We start from the raw sequence: 24402 nt of genomic DNA on the forward strand, positions 1-24402 counted from the left end.
ATCACTAGCCCCAACAGAATGGGAGCCATCTCATCGGCACTCCAAAGCAGGAAGTGCGGCGGGTCATCGATATAGGATGGAATATTTACAGGTTCCATAGTCACTCCTCGTTGTTTGAATTGAGAAGTGAAGAATGCCTTGGGATTGGCAGGTTCAGTGGTCAGCTAGATGCCGAATTCTTGAAGGTTTTGAGGGTTCTACTCAGACAATACTAACAATTGATCTTTTTGATGCGGTTGATATGATGGGGATATTGGTCGTGTCGAGACCAGCTGCCCACATTAGCAAACCCGGACGGGACGACATGCATATCAAATTTATTTTTTGCTTAGGTTTTTTCTGCGACCTCGGCAGTGGGCACCGTATTCGCTAATAGGAGAAACTCAATGCAAATTACTAAAATCATTTCCTCTGCTACGGTTGAACGTTTAAAGCAAAAAGCACGAAAGCTTAAACGTGAAAAATCCATTACACACACTGAAGCACTCGATGAAATTGCAATATCTGCTGGTTTTAATCATTGGCATCATGTTGTGCAAGCTAATGACTTACTGAAACCATCAGAAGTGGCCTTATCTTCTGGATGTGTCATGGCTTTTGATGTCAAAGATGGTATGGATGTCGATACCAGTGATGGGGTTTTAATTGCAGACCACTTCTTGGAGATGCTCACTGAAAAGCAGCTATTTGAAATTTATGCCAATTCCCCTGATGAGGACGATGAACAAAACAGGCCGCTAAAAGAAACGCTATCGGATTCAGAGCTTCATGAGTACTTTCGAGATTATTGCTCATTCATGTACTTCCGTCTTGCCGAGCCTCATGCAAACAAACCGTTAAAAGAAGTATTGGCTCTTATACGACAGTACTCTTTTTGGATGCCGCAATATATTTGGCTTCAAGGTCACCTTATTGATACTTATCATTTGCCAGCTGAAGACGAGAACGGCAATACCGTAGGCGTCAGGTTTTAGCTCTACAAGATGAGGCCTAACTGGCCTCATATCTTCTTCTGCAAGTGACTTAACGCCAACCCCGCCATCAACGCCAAGCCGATGATCATCGACGGCAGTACCACCGGTGGAATAGCCAGTGGGGCGAACAATCCCATAAATAGCAAGATGACGCCTGAGCCCAGGATAATCATGCTGTAGCGGTGAATGATAGGGCTCGAAAAATCAAAGGTTGTCTTCTTAATCTTCCAGGTCATCAAGCCGTCCCACAGCGCCGGTAACATGAGAATAAGCGCAAAGGGCAACCAGACCATCAGCAAAGCAAATCGAATGAACACTTGGTACAGCACATCAAAAAATGCCTGAATACGGTCTTCTACCCACATAAACCAAAAGCCACCCATGTTCTCCATCCCTTTAGAGCGTAGTCGCTGTTCTTCAGTGGGGATTAGAAAATCTCGCACAGATTGCTCCATCTGCGTATCCACAATCCATGACTGATACCAGCGATGGCTAGTTTGACCAATCCAATAGCTTGTTTGTGCGCCCAATTGATTTTGGATCATCTGCTTCTCTTTACTAATGACCCGGCCAGTCCAATCACCGGGCACTAACACGCCAATGGCAATAATCTCTAGCATCAGTGCCAGACACAGTAGCCAAACCGACTTATGCTTGCTCATGCCAAACATCCTCTTCGACTCGGGCCAGCATGGCTGCAACGGTTGGCGTCATAATCCGGGCTTTAATCACTTGTTGAAGCCGCTTTGTCGTCGTATGGCCACTGACATAACGCACGTCGATGCGTCCTTCAGCCAAATACGCCATCCGATTTGGACGATTACGAATCCAGGAGTAGAAATACACACCATCCACGGCGGCCCACTCGAAATGGTCAGGATCACGCAGGCGAATCCCCGTTAAAGCACTGGCGGCAGTCCAGGTCAGTGCCTCAATGAAATGCCAAAGGCGTACACTGTCATCATCACAAGTGACTTCTTCATAACTGCCCAAGCCATTACACAGACACAAATCAAAGATGGAATGGCCATCTAACGTGAACGCATCCGTCAAGTAGTCCGCCAAGCAATACACCGAGGCCAAAGCATGAGGCCAGTCAGTTTCAAGCAGTCTTAAGGTTTCCTTGAACTGGGGGTTATGTTGCTGCCACTGAGCGAGCATTTCTTTACTGGTAAGTGTTGTCATTTTCAGACAGACAGAATGATGCATACAGACTCCTTATACTGCCTGTGTAGAGCTGGTTAAAATAGGAATACGGCCTTTGATCACGCGGCCACCTGAAAGCTTGGCGATGTACTCCAGGTTGGGGAGCTGGCCCAATAACTGCGGTGGAAACATATCGCCTTCTTCTTCCATCAAGCGCTCGCCATGATTGCCGGTAAACAACGCGGGGCTGTCCGAGTTGGACGACATACCTTGAGTTTGCATGATGTACTGCAACCGAGTCTTAGGCAGATTGTCGGTAATGTACTGCTGTGTTTCGGCATCCATCACCCGAAGAGCTATCAAATTGTTGATGTTACCTAACACCTGGCGAGCTTTAGCTTCACTGCCTGTACGAGCTGAAAAATCAGCAAAGGTCTGAGTAGCAATCACACAACGCATTTTTGCGCCACGGCCTTTGTTGAGCAGTTGAATGAAGGGATCGTTGACGACTTCAGCCGCCTCATCGATGAAGATATTTACGGGACGATTTTCAACACCATAGTTATAGCGGTCACCGGCCACGGCGGTGAGATCGGATAAAAGCAACGAACCAATGGCGCTACCAACCATGGCGTCGGTCAATGAATCCAAGCCGATATAGGCCACTTGGGCATTGTTGATAATACGGCCAGAATCCGTAATTAACCGGCTGTCATCCACATCGTTTGCAATCGGTGATAGCAATGGACCTAGTTCACTTGAAGTGAGCATATTGAGCACCGGCATCAGTGAGGCCACCATCTTAGAATAGTGGGTTCTATCATGCTCAAACATGCTCAAAAGGCCTTCCAAATCGGTATTAGCGGCAACGGGCTGAATGCGTTCGTAGTAAAAAAGCAGCATCGCCATAGCTTGTTTAGCCAAGGTATTGGCCTTTTCGGTAAAGCGCTTGATCTCCACACTAAAGTTCGGATACACCTGCTCCCCCCAGGCCGTGACGGCTTTTACTACCAAGCCTTCTGGGCCACCTTCCAAGAATCGTCTCAGTGTTTTCAGATCAGGACGTTGTGACGTAAGCAACAGACCTTGCACGATGTTATTCAGTGCCATTTGGCCAAAGGCTTTAAATGGATCAGCACCGGTTTCGGATGGGATTAATGCCGCAATTCGGCTGGCAATTTCAGTGCCCCGGTTAAAGTTTCTCAGGGGATTAAGCCGTACTGAATGCTCAGGAAAACCCGGATGAAAATACACAAAGCGCTCTGGACTACCGGCGGCAATACAGGCTCGCTGCGCATTATCCTTAAGTTCCTTGTCTCCCTTAGGGTCAATAATAATCACGGCTTCATTACGCAAAATGGCCTGAGTGATCATCGCATCAAAGCATCGGGTTTTTCCGGCACCGGTCGTACCGACAATTAATGTATGCCCCTCAGTGTGTCCAACTGGTTGGTACACATCTTCTTCTTTGGGCTCGACACCATGAATCCAGGTCGAACCCATTTGTTTGCCGTGACCTTGGTTAAGCAAGGTTTGCTTATCCCGCTTTAGGATTTCATAAGCGCGTTGGGCATGGCGTTGGTCCCACTCAAAGCCATAACCTAACCACAATTCATCAGGATGTTTTGCCATCACCTTTTGCAAATGCGACAGCTCCATAAAAGCCAATGGTTTTCCTTTTAGTCCCTTCTGCAACTTATAAAGACGGTAAGCCTCAGGCAGGCGATACAACGCCATGCCCGAGGAAATCCCTGTCATCCACCAAAATGGCTCAGGTGGTAGCTCAGTCAGCATTTCTGCGGCAATTGCCCCAGTTGCACCAACCAGCCAACCTGCTGCTGCCATGGCTTCATAGTTCGTGCGCCAGGGCATCTCGTATGCGTTTTCTTTCATTCATTCTCCGCAAAATAACCGTTTGCAATCGCTTAATTTCAAATGGATTAACGTTTAGCGTGAGCGGTAAACAGAACCGTTTCCCCCTCATAAAACTGGCATTCGTCACTGGCCGAGATCCCCCGAAGCAGCTGTCCGGCTGGAATACCATGCTCATTGGCGACTTGGCGTAAGGTTTTAATCGTGACGCGAATACCATCGGCACTATGATCCACGTCTGGGTAATCGCCATCGGTCAGTAAGATGGGCAAATCTTTCACAAAATTAACCATCTGTTGGCGCTGCGCGTGTTTGGGGTCTGTACTTGAGTTCGCATTGGGCGCAATCGGCTTTTGCTTACGCTCCGCTCTTGTGGCGGGCTCTTTTGCTTGGGCATTGGTTGTCTCGGTTCGACTCGGACGCTGTAAAGCCTCTTCGCTCTGAATTGCTGTCACTGATTCTTCGTCTTGTTTAGAGATGTCTATCAGTGCAGTAAGCCCTTTAGAAATCGATACTTTCAGCAGCAACCCTTGCTCCTGAACGCCATCTTTCGTAGTAACAGTTCTGGCTTTACGTGTCGGGTTTGCGGAATCTAGTTCAAGCCAATCTAATTGACTGAGTTCAGCAAGCAGTTTTCGGGGGGCACACCAAGGTCTTATGGCATCGGGATAGCGGATCAGTATCTGTTCACCAACCATAACCAACGCACTACTGGCCTCTGGGAGCCATGCCAAAGATTCAGGGAGATTCAATGCTTCTGTATCGTGCTGGTTTACGTTATTTGAGATAGCGCCATCATGAAAATTGTTAGGCTTTTCACATCCATCACCCGGAACATTTTCATTTGCCTGAAGGTGATTAACATCACTGGCATGACAAAGTTCATCATCTTGTTCGGACGGTTTTGTCGATGGCGACTCAGCCGAATTACTGAGTTCGATTGATGATGACGCTTCAGGCAAGTCTGAATGCTCACTGGAGCGACTCTGTGGCTCTGTTTGTGTTTGATGTGTTGCTTCCCACTCAGATTTGCTAAACAGTCTAACGCTACTTGGTACATTCGAGCTGAACAATAAATCGGCCTCAACTATATGCAGCATGGCTAACCAGATTGGCTTGTCGTCTTTGATCAGCACTTCAGGGGCAAGGCTTTCATATCGCTCATTTGAGGCGGATTTAGTGGCCAATCCTCGCTCAATGAGGATGTCCGCAAGGGTATCGGGATCTCTTGGAATGCCAGGTATCTTGTCTTTGGCCAATAGCTCAATGATGTCCTTAGCCGCGCTTTTCCAAACCAGGCAAAGATGGATTGATTGATTCGATTTTCGTACCCAGACTCTGGCGTCTCGCTGATTGACCAGCCACTGGGAACTGGCAAGTAATCGCCTCATGGCATCAAGTAGATAGCGTTCAACTGGGACACCAAGGGCATTGTCGTCAACGGAAATTCGTTGCGCTTTCAGGTCTCGCTGGACACTGGTTTGGTCAGCTTCAATAACCAATTTAGACAGGACATGCTCGGGATCGGTATTGCCAATCGCTTCCAGCATGGCTTGCAAAATCTCAGGGCCAGGTTGAGTTAACCAGGCGAGCAACTCAGGTGTCATCACCCGGTTTAACACCAGAATTGAAAATTGCTCGTGCCGCTTACACCGCCCGTCGCGCCAGCGAATGAAATAGCGTTCAATGCTGTTATTAGTGGTCCACTGAGATAAGGTTTCTAAAAAAGGGTTCCATTGATAGCGTCCATCTTCATCCGTGATGGACAAGTCTGAAACGGGCTTACCAATATCATGGAACAAACCGCCAAGAGCCGCTGCAACACGCCACCTTGGCTCTAGCTCTTTTTTCTCAACCGGTGTGCCACTGGCAACAAAGATGATCCCTTCAGCAGCTTGTGCAGCCCAGAAAGCAACTTCCAACGAATGACGTAATAAACCACCAGCGCCACTGTGATGATGATGCTCAGAAGCTGGCAACAAATGAACATAAGCAGCCAGATGATCAATGCAGGGCTGAATTAGCCTTTGAAAATCACGCAGGTTAAAGCCAAGTATCTGGCGCAGTTTGGCAATTAGCTCGTCTTGTGTGGACTGCAAATCCTCGGGTGACGCTGCTGGCAACCCCTTCAGGAATGGCGGATAGCGTGGGATTTCTGCATCCAGTTGCGATGACAGCTCTGGTAGTGCTTTTGTTTGAAAAAATAGGTTTTTGAACATAGTGAACCTCCGACACGATAGTGTGAAGGTTCAATCTGGCGTTGCCGGTTGATTAGACTCAAAAATCCGATATGTATTAACACATATGCCATAAATTCCCGAGGGAGCTTATTAAGCTAAGGCGTATTTCTACTTGGACTTTTAGTTTTTTTCCCAACTCTCCTTTTGGGTTTTTCAATCGGTGTAAAAGCTTCTTGTAGGTGATGGCGAAACCATCGGCGGCGCTCAACTTGACGAAACTCGTTCAAGACAAACCGATAGTCACACGAGCCAAGACGATCACCACAACCACATGGACAAGGTAATTTATTTGCCTCACGCTTGCGCAAACCTAACGCTTTCAGTGCCCGTAGAACTGATGCTTTACCATTAATATTGAACAACTGAGAATAATCATCAATCAGGCCTTTCTCACCATGGTCCAGTTCGCCATAGGGAAAGTTGCCAAATTCAACCCTATGGGACACCGAATAAAGAAACCTGACAACAATCTTTTCGAAAAAGGTTGTCAATGACGAGTCGGCTTTCAAAATTGACTTAATTTTCAGGTCTGAGCCAAGACAAAATGATCCATCAGAGTAAGTATGGAAGTCCTGATTACGAGGAAAGTAACCAGCGGTATCAAACACCACTGGTAAAGCCCTAGGATAATCACTTGGGCATACAATCCTTAGAGAAAATGTTCGCTCTATAAACCGACTTCCTGCTAGCTGTGCTTTTAGCTGATACTCTCCCTGCAACTCAACCTTATCTGCATGGACGTCTACTAATCTAATGTTCGGATAGGCCGAGAGAAAAGCCTCTAGGCCTACAGCCTTCCAATGCTTCATCTATTGCTTAAACCATGGCTTTGGATCAGATGATTGAATTGCGAAAGTTGGTTTTGCTGTCACCGCCGGAATACCCAAGAGACGTGCTACCGAACTTGAATCAAGCTTCAAATCCAAACCATTTTGCGCCGCATTTACTATTCGTTGCGTATCATCACTTGAGCAAAGAGCACTAAAATCAGCTCTAGCTTGATACAGCCATTTATAAAAGTTTTCTTGTAATCGGTATTGAGCAGATTTTTCGTCATACCACTTGTCTGCAAAGTCTTCGGCCGGGTTGACTGGGTTCGGAATCATTGGCGCTTGTGCAGAAATATGGTCATCCATCTCGGAGAGCACCGTATTCAACGCTGAAGCCAAATCACTTTCACCTTTATATGATTTAGCAGCCAATGTAGTGATGATTACCGATATTGGCTTACTATCCTCATTGTTTTTAAACATAGTGTCACGATGACGCTTCAATAATTGGATAACCTGCTGTAAGGGTGTCTTCCATTGATAATATGGCAGACTATCTATACTGGCTTTAAATCGCATTTCACGTTCGTTTATTACTAACCGTGCCGTCTTCATGCGCGTTTCAAACCATCGAGCATATCCTTCAGGATTGCTGATACGCCAGTTTTCATTCACAACTGCATAAGTGAAATCTGTGTTGTCGGTAATCGAAACTGCAAGCTGAGACACGTTTTGAGCCAAGTTTTCATCAAACTTAGAGTTTTCGACCATCCGCTTTTTCAACAGGCCTCTTCCTGTATCACTCTCTGGCACACACGGAACTATGTCCATGTGAAAGCTAAGCCCATCGGCATACTCTAAGCGCCAACAGCGTTTCTTCTCGGCTAGCCCTTCCTTAATGCCTCTGGCGTTTCGATAAAGCTCTAATTCATGACCGACTAGGTGCTTTAGTTGCTTTTGAGTGATAGACGTTTTATCCAGGCCACGCCGAAGATTGCACCCCATGTCTAGGTCATACTGTTCTTCTGAATCGGGCCTAATCGCAGTACCTAGACGAAAGGAACCTTGAGAAAACACGTGGGGATCAAAATTCACGCATGTTGACTCTGGGCGATGTAACCAATCGCCTAGATCCTTATAGCGTTTTTCAGCCTTTTCATAAGCACTGTCAGGTAGCTCAATTTTTTCGAGAATTGTGTTTAGAACATCGTTACTTTTGCTATTACTCATATAGATCTCCTCGAAGCTCGATTGCCATTACAAATTGTTGTGTTTTTATGTCGTGGTCATAAATAAGCCATGGCATATCAGCCTTAGGCATTCTGGCCCGTCCTAATTCGACGGCACACGATACTGGCATCACAGGAAAAATTTGCAGTGGCGTCGCATCCCCGTGTGTATTTTTTATTTCAACAATCAGCTTTCTTATGCACTTTCTGAACAAGGAGAGCTGCTGCTTTGACTGCATGAAATCATTATGAGGCTGCTTGATAGTCACTTCCCAAATCGATGTATCTGGCCCTATAACCCGAGTAATTCGCTCATGCGACACATGGTCACTCAAAGAAAGTACCAGGGCTGGCTTTCCCTCCATATTTTGAGGTCTGTTGATGATGTACTCAAAATCATCTGAACAGTCTTGCCAAAACCAGCCTTTAGGCTCTCGATGCAGCTGATAAGTCTCGACGTCAATTTTGTCGGTGAGCAAAGCGCCAAGTTTTATTAACAATGGTTGAGGAGCTAACGCGAACAATGAAAAATGCTTACAAGAATCCTCTTCGATAATCGATGAAATTTTACTTTGAAAACGCTTCGTTAGGTGTTGCGACTCTGCTTGCCAATATTGTTCAGAGTGATCCTTCAGCTCTGATACCATGGATAGGGTCACTGGCTTTTCAGTTGCCGGATACCAATTCGGAAACATTGCCTCAACACAACCGTGATAATTAATCGGTGATCTTTCAGTTCCAATATTGGCACCATATAAAACAACATTTGATTTGCGATCAGGATCAATGCCTGTGAGTATTTCTATACGTTGCTCATGCTGCATTTTCCAACTAATCAAGAGATCGGCTGGATACCTATCCTCGCTGCCTTTCTGATCAATTTTTTTGTGACAGTCATAGCACATCAACATGAGGTTGCTGACGTCATTCAAGCTGGTTGGCTTAGTTTTAAAGAGTCCCCAACCACGAGGCCCATTCTCAGAAAATGCGTAAATATGAGCATTTTGAGAGACATTGACCGATTCCTGGGTCACCGCTGATTTGTATAGCAACTTATTACACCCGCTAAACTGACAACGAGCAGCGGCACGAGCCCAAAGTTCTCGCTCAACTTTACGGTCTATGGGTCTTGTGACTTTAGCGACCATTCAAAACTCCTATAGTTTGCCAATTAACGGAAGTGAGCGCGGTGTTGTCGCATCACAGAGCAAATGGCTTACATAAGCACATCCGGCAATTAGTCCCAGCCCGCGAAGACACTTATCAATTGCCTCCTCCGGTTGCCACTCATACAAATGTTTGAGACCAACACCTAGTGCAGTTAACACCAATAGACTGTGGCAAAACTGGCGATGGTGAGGGTTACCCAAAGAGGGTTCCAAAATATCTGGAAGCTTGCCAAATAGAGAGCCAATCGTAATGGCAGTTACAGGATGGTGACTGACAGCTTGTTTTTTGTTGTCCGCCAGGGCAACGGTTAAACCAACCGCAGCCCCGACGACCAAATGGGTTTTACCATTAGCCAAACTATTTCTCCTTCCTGACACCTTTAAAAGGTGTTTTGTCGGATGTCTTTACATCCATGAATCGACCAGTATCAGCATCTCGCTTTACCCAATGTCCGCTTGGCGTCTGAGTCTGAGATCTACCTTTAACGGCACCGTTTCTGTGTCCGTCACCTGATGGGGGATTTGTAGCCATAAAGCCTCCTATTCTGCTTAACTTAATCACATTTATCAGATATTAATAAAAAAGATCCAAAGGATCTGATCAAATAATAAACCCTCACTCTGATTAACACAAGCAGATTAACCAGAAAATCAAAAAAAAAACTACAAAATTGATCGGTAGACAAATTCCAGTCCACCTGACTCTGCCACTTCTTTTTGACCTAACACAAGACCTGTCGCATGAAGCTTCTTCAATCGACCACTGGCATTCTGTGCTGAAATGTCAAAGTGCTTAGATACATGTGACGAAGTCACTGTCTTTTTTGCAATAACAAAATCTAGAAGCTCTTTGACAGTCGCACTGAGTTTTACACCAAGCACTTCGTAACCGCTATCGTTCTTGACTAGAAGAGGTTGATCCTTGGCTGTAGCGCCATAAGACCAATTGTCCAGAAGGTCCCGACTCGGAACATTAGAAAGGTAGAAACCTTTTTCACCTTTTAATGCTTTAGCCAACGAGATTACACTTTCACGAGGAAATGAAGCATCAGTGAATCGAATCCCTTCCAAGCTAATAGCAAAAATATCGCATGATGGGTGACCATCAACGATCTTTTTAATCTTCACATAGGCTTCACTACCTTCATCGTTACCAAAGGCATGGTCAGAACCTACGACTTCTGAAAGAAGAATTTTATGAGTTAACTGTTTCATCTGCTTAAGTTGACACTATTTATCAGAAATTGTCAACATAGAAGTCAAAACAGATATGGGTTCCTGTGATAGGGACCAACCCTCTATCTTCAGAAACATTGATGAGTTGACCCTTCGCATATTCCAAAGCCAATGAGAAAGTTAGCTGCCTAATAACAATGATAACTTTCTCTTTGCTAGCGTGCTCTCGACTACTCTTAAAGCCTAGCCCCCGGCCTTTACCAAAGCGACTAACCTCACCAGATGTAAATGCTTTTTGAACGAGCGCAATGTCATTCTCAACAGTTTCCGCTGAAAACTGTGCGTACAACTTCGGATGTTCACTTTGTAACGTTGTTCTCAAGGTAGCGGCAATACCTAAACCAGAGTCGGATATGACTGTTTGAATATGCTTTGGTTTATTATACGGTCGATACACTTGCAGACCTGCTAGTCCAGGTATTTTGGATTCACTGTGATCAGTAACGTTGCCTACAAGCTCTGAAAAAACAGTCTTAGCCGCTAAGAAATAGCTAGCTGAAGAATGCTCTACAAACCTGTCGCCCAAACGAATTACAAGCTCCTTGTTTTGGGTTGGCTGTGCAATTTCTCCTAGTTCGACCAAGGTATCGCTATTATCCCGATAAGTTTTAGCAGCTGACAAAACGGGCCTTTCAGGAAGACAAGTGACACTTTGATTAAGATAATCAAAGAAGCCATTTCTGCTGAAAAAACTGTGAGTATTAGGACATGCTGTAGTATCCATCACCACATCCTTCCCATTAGCAGTAAGCTGATTCGCCAGAGCAAGAAAACGGGCCAATGCTATCAGCAAAAACTTACAATCGATGCCGAATTTAAATGTTACCTTTGTGGCATCTTTTTGGTACGCAAGCTTACCGATAGCACTCTCAAAGGCTTTCTCATCAATCCAACCTGTAGCGAAATCAATTTCCACATGATGAGCCCGTATCATGCTCCATTCATGATTTGAGTTTTTCACAAACGTATCCTGGTTTTTGTGAAGAAACGAGTTCACTTGGGACTTATCAAGTCCCAGCTCCCTGGCAATTTGACGTCCTTTCAGGCCTGGTGACCCATCTAACAATTCTGAGACTGCCTTCAGCAAACCATCACTCCTTTCTACCTACCTACATACCTACCATTCGTTGCATACTTTGCGTCCACGACGCTTTAAATGCTGAATCTCCTGCGAACAACTTGTAGAGCTCAAGTTCATCTTTACGGCGTTGCAGCATAATTTCCTTGAGCATTTTTTCGAAGGCCAAATCTCGATTATGAGGATCTGGGTTGTTTTTGTATTTAGATTCAAAATCTGGGTGATTGCGGATACTCTCAGCGATGTTCACGAACTTAACCTTTTGCTCTTCAGGTGTGGCACTCCAGCCTTGGAACCATCGTTCATTAAATGTGCGAATGATTTCATCCAGCGGGTCAGTTTCTTTTTCACCGCCATGCGCCCCACGTGGGTTCGGATTTTGAGGATCAAGCTCCGCTTCTTGGTCACTAAGCTTAATACTGTGGTTAAGCTTCACACGTTGCAAACCGTATGAACTCAGATCGACAGAATCGAGAAGCTCATCAATAGCATCTGCATCGGGATCTTCAACTTTCAATTTCGGTATTAAAAACTTCAGGAACCAAAACAGTTTTTCCCAGCTGACCATTTCATAAGGCATGATAGACGCCATCTGCCCATAGATTTTCACGAACTGCTTGGCTTTAATCTTAAAGTCCACTTTAGCTTCAGCTTCAAGCTCCAGCTCATGGTCAAACCGGGCTGCTGCAACATCAATGATTGGGCTGAGTGTCTGGGCGTCTTCATTCTTGAAATAACGCTCAACAAAGTCTTCAACCTCATACCACTCGTACACACCGACATCGTCCATTTCATCTTTCAACTCGTGCAGCACGTTTATATCTGTAGCCTGGGACAACGACGTTGCTGTGTAGAAAGGATCGAATGCTGACTGAATATCTTCAACCGAGTTGAAAAAGTCTAAAACAAACAGGTCTTCTGTTTTTTTACCCCATTTAGGCGCACTTCGATTGAGACGAGACAATGTCTGTACACACAAGACACTGGCGAGCTTCTTGTCCACATACATGGCGCAAAGCTTAGGCTGGTCAAACCCAGTCAGATACTTGTTAGCAACCACTAAAAGTCGATACTCATCGGTATCAAACATATCTTTGGTATCTGACTCGGCAAAACCATTAATATCTGCTTCGGTATATTCAATACCGTCAACTTCTTTGGTTCCTGAAAAAGCAATGGCAACTTTAAACGGGTTTCCTTGCTCCTCAAGTATCCGCTTAATCGCTTTGTAGTATCGAATGGCCGTCTCAATATTTTGAGTGACCACCATTCCCTTACCTTTACCTTTGAGCTTTTTCGCATTCACGACATGTGGAACAAAATGCTCCAGCATAATCTCTGCCTTGGTATCAATTGTTTGCTGGCTTCGCTCTACATAAGCTCTGAGTTTTTTCTGTGCCTTTTTGGTATCAAACTCAGGGTTATCAGCGATTGATTTCTCAATCTCATAATAACTTTTGTACGTCGTATAATTTGCCAGGACATCCAAGATGAAGCCTTCTTCAATGGCTTGTTTCATCGAATACAAGTGAAACGGCTTGAAAGAGCCATCTTCTTGGCGTTGACCAAATTTCTCCAAAGTGCTGTTTTTTGGTGTCGCTGTAAATGCCAGGTACGACGCATTCCCGCGCATCTTGCGCGATTTCATCGCCTGAAGGATTTTATCCTGAGCATCTTCTGCCTCTTCGACTTCAGACTTGCCCATCGCTCGGTTCATATTGTCATGCGCCGAACCAGACTGTGAGCTGTGTGCTTCATCGATGATCACCGCAAAGCGCTTGTCACTAAGATCGGCGATACCATCAATAATGAACGGAAATTTCTGAATCGTCGTTATGATGATCTTTTTGCCATTTTCGAGCGCCTGCTTAAGCTCAGATGACTTGTTCGCCGGGGCAATAATGTTCTTTACTTCAGAAAACTCTTTAATGTTATCCCGCAGCTGCTTGTCCAATAGGCGTCTATCGGTGACCACAATCACAGAGTCAAACAATGGCTGCTCCAAGCTTTTTCCGCCTGCCACATCAGACGATGCAGGATAGGTTTCAATTAACTGATAAGCAGCCCAGGTAATCGAATTAGACTTACCTGAACCGGCCGAGTGTTGAATTAAATAAGTCTGACCGACACCGTGCTGGGCAGCATGGTCTACTAATTTTCTCACCACATCCAATTGATGGTATCGAGGAAAGAACAGAGTTCGCTTTGGTAATGGATCTTTGCTTGACCCATCCAGACGCACAAAATGCTGAATAATATTCGCCAAGCTTTCTTTGGTGAATACTTCTTGCCATAGGTATGCCGTTTTATGGCCAGTTGGGTTCGGTGGATTACCCTGTCCAAGATTGTGTCCTTTATTGAACGGCAAGAAGAAGGTACTGCCACCTGATAACTTGGTGGTCATATACACTTCGTCGGTATCGACCGCCATATGCACTAGGCAGCGGCCAAAGGTCAGCAATGGCTGAGTTGCATCTCGATCATCTCGATACTGCTTTTGGCCGTGGTAACGTGCTGTTTGCCCGGTCCATGCGTTCTTCAACTCCAGCGTTATCAATGGTATTCCGTTGATAAACAATACCATGTCGATTTCTTGTAGGGGATTTGCCATGGAATAGCGCACTTGGCGAGTACAACTAAACACGTTATCTGCAAAGTTTTGCTTTACCTTCTCACTACTGCTCGCCAAAGGGGCTGGATAGAGCAAATTGAAGTGAGCATCGTCTACGCTTAGCCCTTTCTTAAGTAAATGAAGAATGCCATGCTTCTTAATCAGTCGGTCAAATCGTTCAAGTAACTTACGCTGCCAATCTGAGGGGTTGTTCTTTTGCAGCTTGGCCAACTCTACTTCTTGTGTCTTTTGTAGAAATTGCCAGAAAAAACGTTCATCAATGGCATATTGCATATTAAAGTCACTAGCAGCACCAATGAAGTATCCAGCACCCAGTGACTGCTGACTCAGCCCCTCTTTGAGCTCTTCAGTACTGATCCCAGCCAGACATTTCTCAATGGCCGACTCTAATGCTTGTTCATTGGTTTGACTGACCATAATTGTAAGTTCCCTTAATCAAAATTCTTCTGTTTCATTGCCTCAGCCGCTTTTTGCAGCGGTCCTTTCAAGGCTTTTTCTAACTTTGTCATCTGCTCTAAGTGCCACGCAACCGCTTGGGGCCAAGTCTCTTTATTAAACCCATCAGCTTTGGTCGAAAACTGAATACGGCAAGATTTCTTTTCATCCAGCCTCATCCACTCAAGTTCTGCACCAAAAGTATGTTCAATGTCCTGTTTGGACTGACTCAACAAGTCAAAAAGGTATTTATTCTCTTCGGTAACCCCACGGCTGATCCAAAGCTCTACTCGAAGCTCTTTTTGCAGAAATATCAGGTTATACGGACATCCACTTAGCCCTGAGCCTGCTGATAACCAATGATCTTTACTTGGGCTAATGTTGTTATAGAGTTGGCAAGCGCTTTTCTGAAAAGCCTCTAAGGCACGCTCCCAGTACTCGCGCCGCACCGTATGGCGGTTTTTTAGTACCACTTCGGTGGTTTTTTCTTCCGCTTCCTTGGCATTAATGCCGATCATCAACTCTTTCGCTTCTGGCGTTGGAATGATCTGGTCAATATTAATCAGTAGCTGTTCACCCAGTGAATAAGGCGTGATTTTGAAGCAGGCAATGCTAATGCCTTGACCCAATAACCACAGCGCGGTGCTGGTCACTTCTTTGCGAAAGTTTGCCGCAACTAACATAATGCGCTGGCTGTTACCCAGGTTGAGCTTTAACTCATCCAGATCGGGCGCATCCAAAAACTCACATATTCTAGCAGAGGCACTTGCAGGGGCATTTAACAGGTCAACCTCTCCTGTTACAGGCTCATAGCGGTCTAAGTACTGCTGGTAAATTTCAACGATTTGCGCTTTGGTTAAACTGGCACAGTAAGAGGCATATTTAAGCGCCTGCCACACCACATCTCGGCCACTGTCGTCCAGCTTGTTTTCAATAATGACCAAGTTGCCATCTTTATCCAGTGCCAGTAAATCTAAACGTTCACGGGTATCATCAAAGCCATCAAACTCCTTTTGAATAATCAGTAGCTCTTCACCCAATGCGGAAGGCTCGTGTGCCAACCATTCCTGAAGATGCTTGCGCTCAGTAAAGCCCAACTCACTGAACTTCTTTGTCCTAACAGGACTAATCCTGTTGGTCTGATGATTTACCGTGAACATATTCGCGTCCTATTGCTCAACCATTTCTGGGGTGATTTTTATTTTTCCAGTCACGGCGCTGTTGATCAGGGAAGTTTTGTATTCTTTGAGCTTTTCGATTTGTGCTAATAGCAACTCAATGCCTTCATCAGAAGACTTCATGAAAGCGCTGACGTAGTTAGCTATTTCTTTTTGCTCTTCAATGGGCGGAATAAACAAGTCAACCTTTGAAAAGTTGTCAAAATTTAGGTCTTGACCATCTCTAATGAAACTTGCTGTCTGCTGCAAAGCTGCGATGTAAGAGGGTAGTTTTAATAAATACCCATAGAATGAAGGATCAATTTCATCTAATGCTCTCAGGACTACATAGGAGGACCGGATACATCCTTGCGACCAGGCACGCTCTAAGCCGCCTTGGAAACTTCTCATACTGATTACAAAGTCGTCCCTTTCGACGTGCTTCCTTTTATCTAAATGAAGCTGAATTTTGACAACGCGTTTACCTGTTAACTCCTCATACTGGTCTTGCGGAATAACACCATAAGCTTGAGTTGCAGAAAGCTGTACGTCATCTTTCCAAGCCCGCTCTTTTCTTTGAGTAAATACAAACTTGCTACGACGGACTTCCCAATGCGCTGGAATCTTACCAATCCAATCCACACCGGAGTCTTTCATTGGCACATTAGAATCAAGCCCTTGGGTCACCGCCTGTTGTATGATGATCTGCTTACGCTCTTTCAGCAGGCTAATTTGCTGCTCTTTGATAGCAATCGCTTCGTCGATTTGCGCGGTTTTCTTGTCTAGAAAGTTGGCGATACGGGTTTGTTCTTCTAGTGAAGGAACAGATATAGCAATCGTCCGCATTTCATCGTATCGAGTAGTCCACAAATCTGCGACAATTCCACGTCCAACACGATAGTATTCCTCAATAAATGCATGACTTTTCAAAAGGTGCTCAGAAAACTTTGGATGAATCCCTTTTGGTTTAAGCACTATATTTATAAGCGATACTGATCCATCTCTGTCTGATACTCCACTAGAACCCTTACGATCAGAGCGGCTATTTATAACAAAGTCACCCTCTTTTACTAGCTTTCTGTTATCGCCATCTTTTGTTTTGGCCGCATTATCCAATTGAGGTAGAACGCCTTTTTTTGTTACGGAGAGTGCGGGGTAGTCAATGTCTGAAACTTTAGATCTACGCTCATTAAAGCGAGTGCCTAATCGTGTTAATTCCCAAGAGGCAGGTACTCGTCCCAACCATTCAACCCCAGAATCTACATAATCGTCATATTTCGGCATCAATGCTAAACGTTCCATTACGCTTCTCCCTGAACTTCCGCCACGTTCACACCCAATATCTGCGCAATAAGACCTTCGGCTTTTTGTTCTAGGTTGATGATGTCGGTTGCGACCTCTTCTAAACTACGCAGCGGTTTATGACGGTAGAAATACTTATTGAAGCTGATTTCATAACCAATTTTCACCGTATCTAGGTTTATCCATGCTTCATCAACATGAGGCTTTACTTCGTCTAGGAAGTACTGATAAATGCTTTGCTTCAGTGGGACAGATTCTGTGTCACGCAGGTCTGTGTTGGTCTCGTAAGTAATGAACTCGCCTTTTTTGCCGCCTTCTTTTGTAGGAACGGGGTAATAACCAAAATCTGGCAGGTCAGCGACTTCACACTCATAGCGCTCCAGCAGGTCGTTTAATTTGTCGCCCGTTAATTTAACGATCTTTTTCACCACTTTCTTGGCGGTTTCGTCATACCAGCTCACCGCGTTCAGGATGGCATTTTTCTCAGGTGCTGAAAGCTTAATAGCATGGGCTTTTAGCGATTTATCAACTTGGGTTTTAAAACTATTGAAGTCATCAAATTCAATACTACCTATGTCAGCCATCAGCGTTTCTGCCGTTTCAAGCAATGCTTTAAGCGCCAGCCAATGTTTCACATCGAGCAGTTTTGCCTTAGCTTTGGCATTGAGACTGATTTCGTTCTCTTCACACCAAGAAAGAATGTCTTTCTCAATGGATTTCAAGAAGCTCTTTTTCTTTTCAGTACCATAGCCAGTTTTTTCGTAAACACGTTCGCCTTGCTCTGCGTACACGTACTCCATCACTTCACTAAGCTGCTTATCAAAGCGCAGTGGAGCTATTGCGTCTTGAGTGAACTTGGCTCTGCGGCGATCTGGGCGCTCGATAGTGACTTTGTAGTAGCCAAAATCGTCATTGCTGAACACCTTACTGGCGATACCGATAGGATCATTGTTTGCATCAAGTGCTCTTTCAACGTCCACACACGCGAGGTAAGTATCGGTAATTTCCGTGATGTGCTCAGGCGCAAATTCGCAGTTTTTGTTACCCAAGTTCTTACGCAACTTACGGTATAGCAAGCTGGCATCAATCAGCTGCACCTTACCTTTGCGTGCCTCAGGTTTATTGTTGTTCAACACCCAAATGTAAGTGGTAATACCGGTGTTGTAGAACAGGTTATTTGGTAACTGAACGATGGCATCTAGCATGTCGTTTTCAATGATGAAGCGACGAATGTTACTTTCGCCACCGCCCGCATCACCGGTAAAGAGCGATGAGCCGTTATGAACAGAAGCAATCCGGCTGCCTAATGGGCTTACACTCGGATCTTTCATCTTGTTGACCATTTCCATTAAGAAGAGTAGCTGGCCATCACTTGAACGTGGCGTGGCATCTACCACTTCGAGATTCCCCCAATAGTCTTTCAGGGTAACCTTAAAACGTGGGTCAATCACATCACTGCCGTCTTTAATGTGCTTCTGTTCAGACGCCCAACTCTTACCATATGGCGGGTTAGACAACATAAAGTCAAAGCGAGAAGCCGCAAACTCGTCGGTAGACAAGGTTGAGCCTACTTTGATGTTCTCAGGGTTGTTGCCTTTGATCATCATGTCCGATTTACAAATCGCGTAGGTCTCGTCGTTGATCTCTTTGCCGTAAAGATAAACATCTCGGCTATCGTTTGGATATTTCTCTTCAATGAAGTTTTGAGATTCAGTCAACATACCACCGCTACCACACGCAGGGTCATACACTGTCATGGTAAGCGGCAACTGGTCTTTCACTGGGTCAAACACCAGGTGCGTCATCAGTTCAATCACTTCACGTGGCGTAAAGTGTTCGCCTGCTTCTTCGTTGTTTTCTTCGTTGAACTTGCGGATCAACTCTTCGAACACGTAACCCATACCCAGGTTGGTAAGGGCTGGCATCTTGTTGCCATCTGGGTCTTCGACCGTTTCATGAGTTAGGTTGATATAGGGGGAAACAAACTTCTCGACGACATCAAGAAGGACTTGCTTGGAGGCCATATGACGAATTTGCGATTTGAGGTTAAAGCACTCAATGATCTCTTTGACATTATCGCTAAAGCCAAGCAGGTACTCTTCAAAGTTGGCGAGTAATATCTGTTGGTTATTAGTCGCGGTGTTGAACAGGGATTTCAGCGTCCATTTAGATGTATTGTAAAAAACATAACCACTGGCCGCCTTCAACGGTTCATCATCAAGCTCTGTGGCTTGCATCTCTTCTTTTTGGAACTTTACCTCTTCAAGCACGGCTTCTTTGGTAGGTTCTAGTAACGTATCTAAACGTCGTAATACCACCATAGGTAAAATCACATCGCGGTACTTACCGCGAACGTACACATCACGTAAACAGTCGTCGGCAATGTTCCAAATAAATGAGATGAGCTTGTTATGTACACTATGATCCATTTTCTTTTCCTGTTCAGTGTTGGTTGCATCCCACTAGGTTGCTGCAACGGCTTCACTATAAATTTAAAATTCTGTTCTTTCTGTAACGCCTCAATGGCCGCTACATCGTTCGATTAACTTGTTCTGCCCGGCGCAATTCTTAAGTTTGTGACACCATAAAGTGCTTGGCTGTTACGCAACCAAAGCTGATACTCAAAGCCCATTAATGAGTGTTCCGTAGAACAATCCACATGCCATTGGCGAAGCAAATACCCAGCGGTTGCAGCCCTAATCTCAACCTTTAGAACACCACCCGTCATACCATAATCCAGCTCAATCGCTTCGCTATGCTCAATACGTGGGTGTGGCACTAACTCTAGCTCTACAAATCGGTTCCATTGCCGGTCCTGGGTTTCTAGTTCAGCTTCAGATAACCTTGAATCTTCAAGCACAACCGCTGCTTTAATGCGGGTCAGCACAAAGTCACGGAACTCACCATGCTTGCGGTCAAAACCACGAACGTGCCAACGCAGGCCATTGTCCACCAGCGTATGCGGAACTATTTCACGCTTGGATTCACCACTCGATAACGACACATAGGTGATACTCAAGGCTTTGCCTTTGTGAATGGCCTCGGTGACTTTCGCCACTATCGATAAACTCGGCTTGTTGAGGTGATAAGGCGCTTCACAAGCAAGGGGTGGTTTTACCTTTCCAGTAAAGCCATCACCGTACCCTTGGCTAATGGTTGCCAGTGTTCTCACAACGTCGTAGTCGAACAAGGATTCGAATGCTTCACCACGCTTATGCAACTTGAGCTTTTGGTCATACTCAATGTTGCTTGGTGCAAGCTCTCGGTACATTGTGAAGTCTTTCGTTGCTTGTGCAGCGGCTATGCTGAAGCGATCGACTAAATCCGCCCGTACCGCTTCGCCCTTAAACAATAAGGTGAAATCGATATGGGCAATGCGATCCCTTGTTGCTTGTGGCAACTGCGCTATCTGCGAAAGCCGATCTGACTTCGCCACTACTGTTTGTTTCAGACCATCATTTGTCATGCGTCTTGTTTATCCAATTCAACCAGATTCTTAAAACTCTGTTTATAAAGTACGGTCAAACATCGCGTAATCACATTGAACGGCATGGCATAAAGCTGCTATTCATCCGCAATGGCTAATCAATCTCTACCGGTTGAAGCTGAACAGATGGCCATAAAACACTGAATAGGCTTCAACCTAATTAATTTTATTAGGTATCATCCTATCACAAATTGTTTTGTAGGGAAGACTAAGCGGCAACTTTTTGATCTGGATTACAATTGCCGCTGAGTCATGAGCGTGAAGACCTTGTTTTGTGCCAATGCTGATAGCCGCTATCAATGCGCTACCCGAACCAGTGGCACCACGATGTTACCGCGATGAGATACCCCTTTATCCGACTCTGTAGACATCAGGGCTCGTTGCTCACTCTCCCGAATGCGCCTGGCAACTTCTGCCTGGGCTGGTAGCAATGGCAGCATCCCTTCAGCAATCGCGTCTGGGGCAGACTCTTGGCCACAGGACATCAAATGCTTCCATGGATCTTTAAGAAAGCGCTCGAACGTGATGCCAAATTCAATGATGCGGGCAGAGACGAAGATTTCGCCCCAGTATTCAATGTAGGTGTCTTGGTACATGGAAAGATTCCTCTTATTGGTTAAACCATGAGTTCACTTTCCATTTTCCAGAGGTTTTAAAATATGCAAGGCTTACCTTATAGCTACAAAGCTTTAAATCGATTGCGGGCATCTTTGTAGTCATAGTGGGCATGTTCTGAGCCACGATGGTACAAATCATCTAGGTAAGTTTGCTCCAGCGGCAACTCGTCTTCGCTGATTTCGCGCCACCAATGTTTGTTGGCACCTTTAACACCGTCATGCCAGCGGTAACCACGCTCTTTTAAATAGTCCTTTACGTCAAACGGCGCACCAAACGCACGAACTAACACAGTTCGCCTGTCTGCTTCAGACAACAAGTTTGCAACGGACTCGGGCAACAAATGAAACAACCAGGCCATCGCCAAACAATCGGTTGCAGCTCGGTGTCCTTCATAGAACCAACCTAAGCGAAGCAGCAGGTACTCAAGCTTTCGACTTTCAAAACCCAGCGCCTTCCAATCTATGCCACTGGCTGAACAGGCCCAAGATAGATGGCCTAATGCAGCAAACCGCTTTTCAAAGAAAGGACGATCAAACTGCGAATTGTGTGCAACCACCAGCGGATCATCGGATAACCAACTCGTTACCAGTGAATCATCAATGTGCTGGCCTTGCACCATCTCATCGGTGATACCGGTTAACTCGGTAATCAGCTCGGGGATTGGCTTGCCGGGATCTTCATACAAGCTGATCACATCAACAATCGACACAATTCGCTGAGCAGAGGGGCTGTAAAGCACCTTAACCATACCAAGCTCAATAATGGACTCATCATCGGCAGACAGTCCGGTTGTCTCTGTATCGAGCAGCACCATTGGCTGTTCATCACCGACCATAGGAGAAAGTTCAAGTGGCCAGGACTGCGGCTCACGCGTTAATGGAATACGCTCCAGCAATCTAAAATCTTCTGGTCTTTCTGGGATATCCGCGAGGCGCTCTAGCGGAAATGGCGCAGGGGCTCTTGTCATTGATGGTTCCTCTTCAATTCTATTGTTCGCTTTAGGTGATTTCACTGTGCCACAGGTTTTTCTAAATGCACCTTGGATACCTCAGCGTTTTTTTAATCTTTCTACTGGGTGAACCCATGTATGAAGGCTTTGGCTAAGCCTTTCAGAAAGCCTTAGCTAAACCCTTTAGGTAACCCTTACCGATACCCTTTACGTATGGCTTAGCCAACCCCTTTTCAAACGGTTGCAAAAGGCTTGAACTGAGTTCGACTGAGCACTTTAATGGTGCTCCTAACTTCGCTTTAAGCCAGTAAATTCAATACGAAGCAGAATTTTACTAACTGTTTTTAAACCCTTTGCAAAGGGTTCAACAAGCCTTGTCTGACGGTTACTTGACCCATGCGTTAACCAGTAGCAGTAACAGGATCAGTAACAGAAACAAGAGCAGTAGGCAGAAGCAGTATTGTCCAAGCCTTGCAGGCTTTGACGAGGGCGAGCAATCCCCACATCAAGCTTTTCAACACAAAAAAGAAATCACCCACGACACAACGTCTTACTCGAACAACTACAGTTTTACCTACAATTTTACTTGTAGAAATCAGCATAGCATCAGATACTGTATAAACAAACAGTATTAATTCTATTTTTTCGAGGTTCGTCATGAGTGTCTCGCTGATAGGCCGTAGCGGCGCACTTGCCTTCATCAAAGCCAAGCGCCTTCGTATTCCATTGTTCATGGAACGTGTTTCTGCTGGTTTTCCCTCACCAGCGCAGGATTATGTTGAGCAAACGCTCGACCTCAACGAGCTGTGCATCAAGCGACCGGCTGCAACGTTCTTTGTGCGTGTTGAAGGTGATTCAATGATTGATGCTGGGATTCACCCAGATGATATTTTGGTGGTTGATCGTTCTGTTCAAGCAGAACACGGTGACATTGTCATCGCTGGCATCCATGGAGAACTCACGGTAAAGGAGCTTCAACTAAGGCCGTGCGTCAAGCTGATCCCAAGAAACCAGGCGTATGAGCCCATTCATATTCCTGAAGGGGCAGAGTTAGAGATATTTGGTGTGGTCACCAATGTGGTGCGAAACATGCGCCGTAAGTCGTGACTGTCCCATGCCTGTATTTGCCTTGGTGGACTGCAACAACTTTTACGCCAGTTGTGAGAAGCTGTTTCGTCCTGATTTAAAAGATACGCCGGTTGTGGTGCTGTCCAACAATGACGGCTGCGTGGTTGCACGCTCGCGTGAAGCTAAGTTACTCGGTATTAAAATGGGCGTACCCGTCTTTCAGATCAAAGCCGAAATGCAGCGCCATGGCATTTTGGCATTCTCCTCTAACTATGCGCTTACAGTTGGGAAATACTTTAGACATCACATGTTGTAATGTTTCAGGTTGTATAAATTAGACGTCGAGATGAGGGGTGGTTACAATTTTTACTATTGGTTAAGAAATATCTTGAAAAAGTAGATGTATGAACGCGTAACCCCCTGGGGGAAGGCTTAGCAGTGTGAATAACGGATGATTTAGGTGTTAATGTGATTGAACAAAATAGGTCGTTTCCAGATGACTTCGGCTTTGACTATTGTCTTATGTGGATTAGTACGGAGAAATATCCCTCATTTATAAGTAGGCCACACCCTGACAGTGGCGAGATCATCCATGACGTTAGGGACAACTCAAAACCATTTGCTCATAAACTTCCAATTTTAATAGACCCCGATGGTATCAATGTGGTGCCAGTGAATCTATATCTTCACTCTTTGTTGGCAGATCCAGATATATCCTCCGATAAGACGATTCAATCCCATGCAGTTGCGTTATTGAGCTTCTATCGGTGGTTGAGCACGGAAATCCCCGAACATACACACCCAAGGACTGGCCTTCTGGTTGATGAAAAACCTCCGTTAACAATATATGACTGCACCGAGAAGGTAGAGGAAAGTCCAATCGTGAGATATCGAGACTATTTATTGGAAAACCTTTATACCAAGGATGAAACTGGAAAAGTCGGTGGTTCTCCAAGTACAGCCTCTTCAGTGGTCCACCGAATGCGATTTCCGTCTGCATCTGTTGAAGTTGGGCGACGACGGCTTCTGAGCCTTTACCG

Annotated in this window: 22 protein-coding genes and 2 pseudogenes; 4 read left to right on the forward strand and 20 right to left on the reverse strand. The window is 45.3% G+C overall.

What is annotated here, in order from left to right; all coding sequences use genetic code 11:
* The coding region (locus R7Z49_RS21730; RefSeq protein WP_318112026.1) for a type IV conjugative transfer system protein TraL at positions 1–98 on the reverse strand (98 nt) is incomplete at its 3' end.
* 288 nt (positions 99–386) lie between these two features.
* Between R7Z49_RS21730 and R7Z49_RS21735 the strand changes: the two genes are divergently transcribed.
* Positions 387–974 carry a plasmid-related protein gene (locus R7Z49_RS21735; RefSeq protein ID WP_276434608.1) on the forward strand — a complete coding sequence of 196 codons (588 nt, stop codon included), beginning with the start codon at positions 387–389 and terminating at the stop codon, positions 972–974.
* 26 nt (positions 975–1000) lie between these two features.
* On the opposite strand, the gene R7Z49_RS21740 is transcribed toward R7Z49_RS21735, so the two are convergent.
* The 19 genes from R7Z49_RS21740 to R7Z49_RS21830 all read right to left on the reverse strand — a co-directional run bounded on the left by R7Z49_RS21740 (position 1001) and on the right by R7Z49_RS21830 (position 22953).
* The gene (locus R7Z49_RS21740; protein ID WP_276434609.1) at positions 1001–1636 is read right to left on the reverse strand and encodes a DUF4400 domain-containing protein; all 636 of its coding nucleotides are present in this window, start codon (positions 1634–1636) and stop codon (positions 1001–1003) included.
* Positions 1623–2183 carry a conjugative transfer protein gene (locus tag R7Z49_RS21745; RefSeq protein ID WP_276434610.1) on the reverse strand — a complete coding sequence of 187 codons (561 nt, stop codon included), beginning with the start codon at positions 2181–2183 and terminating at the stop codon, positions 1623–1625. Before R7Z49_RS21745 ends, R7Z49_RS21740 begins: the two co-directional genes overlap by 14 nt.
* A gap of 9 nt (positions 2184–2192) precedes the next feature.
* Positions 2193–4013 carry a conjugative transfer system coupling protein TraD gene (gene traD / locus R7Z49_RS21750; protein WP_276434611.1) on the reverse strand — a complete coding sequence of 607 codons (1821 nt, stop codon included), beginning with the start codon at positions 4011–4013 and terminating at the stop codon, positions 2193–2195.
* A 47-nt stretch (positions 4014–4060) separates the two neighbouring features.
* Positions 4061–6211 carry a MobH family relaxase gene (mobH, locus tag R7Z49_RS21755; RefSeq protein ID WP_276434612.1) on the reverse strand — a complete coding sequence of 717 codons (2151 nt, stop codon included), beginning with the start codon at positions 6209–6211 and terminating at the stop codon, positions 4061–4063.
* Positions 6212–6327: 116 nt separating this feature from the next.
* Positions 6328–7041 carry a hypothetical protein gene (locus R7Z49_RS21760; protein ID WP_276434613.1) on the reverse strand — a complete coding sequence of 238 codons (714 nt, stop codon included), beginning with the start codon at positions 7039–7041 and terminating at the stop codon, positions 6328–6330.
* On the reverse strand, positions 7042–8232 hold the full coding sequence (locus R7Z49_RS21765) for a nucleotidyltransferase (RefSeq protein WP_276434614.1): 1191 nt from the start codon (positions 8230–8232) through the stop codon (positions 7042–7044). It lies immediately after the preceding gene.
* On the reverse strand, positions 8225–9379 hold the full coding sequence (locus R7Z49_RS21770) for an SAVED domain-containing protein (RefSeq protein WP_086714951.1): 1155 nt from the start codon (positions 9377–9379) through the stop codon (positions 8225–8227). Before R7Z49_RS21770 ends, R7Z49_RS21765 begins: the two co-directional genes overlap by 8 nt.
* Before the next feature lie 9 nt (positions 9380–9388).
* Positions 9389–9757: a metal-dependent hydrolase gene (locus R7Z49_RS21775; RefSeq protein WP_086714952.1), complete on the reverse strand. Its 369-nt coding sequence runs from the start codon at positions 9755–9757 to the stop codon at positions 9389–9391.
* A gap of 1 nt (position 9758) precedes the next feature.
* Positions 9759–9932: a hypothetical protein gene (locus tag R7Z49_RS21780; protein WP_000224748.1), complete on the reverse strand. Its 174-nt coding sequence runs from the start codon at positions 9930–9932 to the stop codon at positions 9759–9761.
* 131 nt (positions 9933–10063) lie between these two features.
* Positions 10064–10615: a MarR family transcriptional regulator gene (locus tag R7Z49_RS21785; protein ID WP_276434615.1), complete on the reverse strand. Its 552-nt coding sequence runs from the start codon at positions 10613–10615 to the stop codon at positions 10064–10066.
* A gap of 22 nt (positions 10616–10637) precedes the next feature.
* Entirely contained in the window at positions 10638–11723 is a 1086-nt protein-coding gene (locus R7Z49_RS21790; protein ID WP_276434616.1) for an ATP-binding protein, read from the reverse strand.
* 22 nt (positions 11724–11745) lie between these two features.
* Positions 11746–14763: a type I restriction endonuclease subunit R gene (locus R7Z49_RS21795; protein WP_276434617.1), complete on the reverse strand. Its 3018-nt coding sequence runs from the start codon at positions 14761–14763 to the stop codon at positions 11746–11748.
* A gap of 14 nt (positions 14764–14777) precedes the next feature.
* Positions 14778–15941 carry a DUF4268 domain-containing protein gene (locus R7Z49_RS21800; RefSeq protein ID WP_276434618.1) on the reverse strand — a complete coding sequence of 388 codons (1164 nt, stop codon included), beginning with the start codon at positions 15939–15941 and terminating at the stop codon, positions 14778–14780.
* Between the two features lie 9 nt (positions 15942–15950).
* Positions 15951–17240 (reverse strand): restriction endonuclease subunit S, encoded by a 1290-nt coding sequence (locus R7Z49_RS21805; RefSeq protein ID WP_276434619.1) that lies wholly within the window; start codon positions 17238–17240, stop codon positions 15951–15953.
* Positions 17240–19669, reverse strand: a complete 2430-nt coding sequence (locus tag R7Z49_RS21810) for a class I SAM-dependent DNA methyltransferase (protein ID WP_276434620.1) — start codon at positions 19667–19669, stop codon at positions 17240–17242. Before R7Z49_RS21810 ends, R7Z49_RS21805 begins: the two co-directional genes overlap by 1 nt.
* Positions 19670–19782: 113 nt before the next feature.
* Positions 19783–20706, reverse strand: coding sequence for a WYL domain-containing protein (locus R7Z49_RS21815; RefSeq protein ID WP_276434621.1), 924 nt, complete (start codon positions 20704–20706; stop codon positions 19783–19785).
* 317 nt (positions 20707–21023) lie between these two features.
* Complete coding sequence (locus R7Z49_RS21820) at positions 21024–21323, reverse strand: hypothetical protein (RefSeq protein ID WP_014703148.1); 300 nt, start codon at positions 21321–21323, stop codon at positions 21024–21026.
* Positions 21324–21406: 83 nt separating this feature from the next.
* A complete protein-coding gene (locus R7Z49_RS21825; protein ID WP_095498764.1) occupies positions 21407–22312 on the reverse strand; it encodes a 3'-5' exonuclease in 906 nt (301 codons plus the stop codon).
* 383 nt (positions 22313–22695) lie between these two features.
* Positions 22696–22953 carry a hypothetical protein gene (locus R7Z49_RS21830; protein ID WP_000182836.1) on the reverse strand — a complete coding sequence of 86 codons (258 nt, stop codon included), beginning with the start codon at positions 22951–22953 and terminating at the stop codon, positions 22696–22698.
* On the opposite strand from R7Z49_RS21830, the gene umuD reads away from it, so the two are divergent.
* From umuD to R7Z49_RS21845, 3 genes and pseudogenes are all read left to right on the forward strand, one after another.
* Positions 22952–23401: a translesion error-prone DNA polymerase V autoproteolytic subunit gene (gene umuD / locus R7Z49_RS21835; RefSeq protein WP_000116661.1), complete on the forward strand. Its 450-nt coding sequence runs from the start codon at positions 22952–22954 to the stop codon at positions 23399–23401. The two genes, R7Z49_RS21830 and umuD, sit on opposite strands and share 2 nt — an antisense overlap.
* A 7-nt stretch (positions 23402–23408) precedes the next feature.
* A pseudogene (locus R7Z49_RS21840) lies at positions 23409–23642 on the forward strand (DNA polymerase V subunit UmuC); the annotation flags it as partial.
* A gap of 188 nt (positions 23643–23830) precedes the next feature.
* Positions 23831–24337 (forward strand): annotated as a pseudogene (locus R7Z49_RS21845) (site-specific integrase); the annotation flags it as partial.
* Positions 24338–24402 lie beyond the last annotated feature (65 nt).

Origin of the sequence: Vibrio sp. 1562 (assembly GCF_033340155.1) — a bacterium.
GTDB classification, from domain to species: domain Bacteria; phylum Pseudomonadota; class Gammaproteobacteria; order Enterobacterales; family Vibrionaceae; genus Vibrio; species Vibrio alginolyticus.

Coding starts and splice junctions, on each gene's coding strand:
- mobH (WP_276434612.1), bottom strand. CDS start 6,211: ATGTTCAAAAACCTATTTTTTCAAACAAAAGCACTACCAGAGCTGTCA.
- R7Z49_RS21745 (WP_276434610.1), bottom strand. CDS start 2,183: ATGCATCATTCTGTCTGTCTGAAAATGACAACACTTACCAGTAAAGAA.
- R7Z49_RS21820 (WP_014703148.1), bottom strand. CDS start 21,323: ATGTACCAAGACACCTACATTGAATACTGGGGCGAAATCTTCGTCTCT.
- R7Z49_RS21770 (WP_086714951.1), bottom strand. CDS start 9,379: ATGGTCGCTAAAGTCACAAGACCCATAGACCGTAAAGTTGAGCGAGAA.
- R7Z49_RS21780 (WP_000224748.1), bottom strand. CDS start 9,932: ATGGCTACAAATCCCCCATCAGGTGACGGACACAGAAACGGTGCCGTT.
- R7Z49_RS21760 (WP_276434613.1), bottom strand. CDS start 7,041: ATGAAGCATTGGAAGGCTGTAGGCCTAGAGGCTTTTCTCTCGGCCTAT.
- umuD (WP_000116661.1), top strand. CDS start 22,952: ATGAGTGTCTCGCTGATAGGCCGTAGCGGCGCACTTGCCTTCATCAAA.
- traD (WP_276434611.1), bottom strand. CDS start 4,013: ATGAAAGAAAACGCATACGAGATGCCCTGGCGCACGAACTATGAAGCC.
- R7Z49_RS21810 (WP_276434620.1), bottom strand. CDS start 19,669: ATGGATCATAGTGTACATAACAAGCTCATCTCATTTATTTGGAACATT.
- R7Z49_RS21740 (WP_276434609.1), bottom strand. CDS start 1,636: ATGAGCAAGCATAAGTCGGTTTGGCTACTGTGTCTGGCACTGATGCTA.
- R7Z49_RS21825 (WP_095498764.1), bottom strand. CDS start 22,312: ATGACAAGAGCCCCTGCGCCATTTCCGCTAGAGCGCCTCGCGGATATC.
- R7Z49_RS21805 (WP_276434619.1), bottom strand. CDS start 17,240: ATGGAACGTTTAGCATTGATGCCGAAATATGACGATTATGTAGATTCT.
- R7Z49_RS21830 (WP_000182836.1), bottom strand. CDS start 22,953: ATGACGAACCTCGAAAAAATAGAATTAATACTGTTTGTTTATACAGTA.
- R7Z49_RS21795 (WP_276434617.1), bottom strand. CDS start 14,763: ATGGTCAGTCAAACCAATGAACAAGCATTAGAGTCGGCCATTGAGAAA.
- R7Z49_RS21765 (WP_276434614.1), bottom strand. CDS start 8,232: ATGAGTAATAGCAAAAGTAACGATGTTCTAAACACAATTCTCGAAAAA.
- R7Z49_RS21785 (WP_276434615.1), bottom strand. CDS start 10,615: ATGAAACAGTTAACTCATAAAATTCTTCTTTCAGAAGTCGTAGGTTCT.
- R7Z49_RS21815 (WP_276434621.1), bottom strand. CDS start 20,706: ATGACAAATGATGGTCTGAAACAAACAGTAGTGGCGAAGTCAGATCGG.
- R7Z49_RS21800 (WP_276434618.1), bottom strand. CDS start 15,941: ATGTTCACGGTAAATCATCAGACCAACAGGATTAGTCCTGTTAGGACA.
- R7Z49_RS21735 (WP_276434608.1), top strand. CDS start 387: ATGCAAATTACTAAAATCATTTCCTCTGCTACGGTTGAACGTTTAAAG.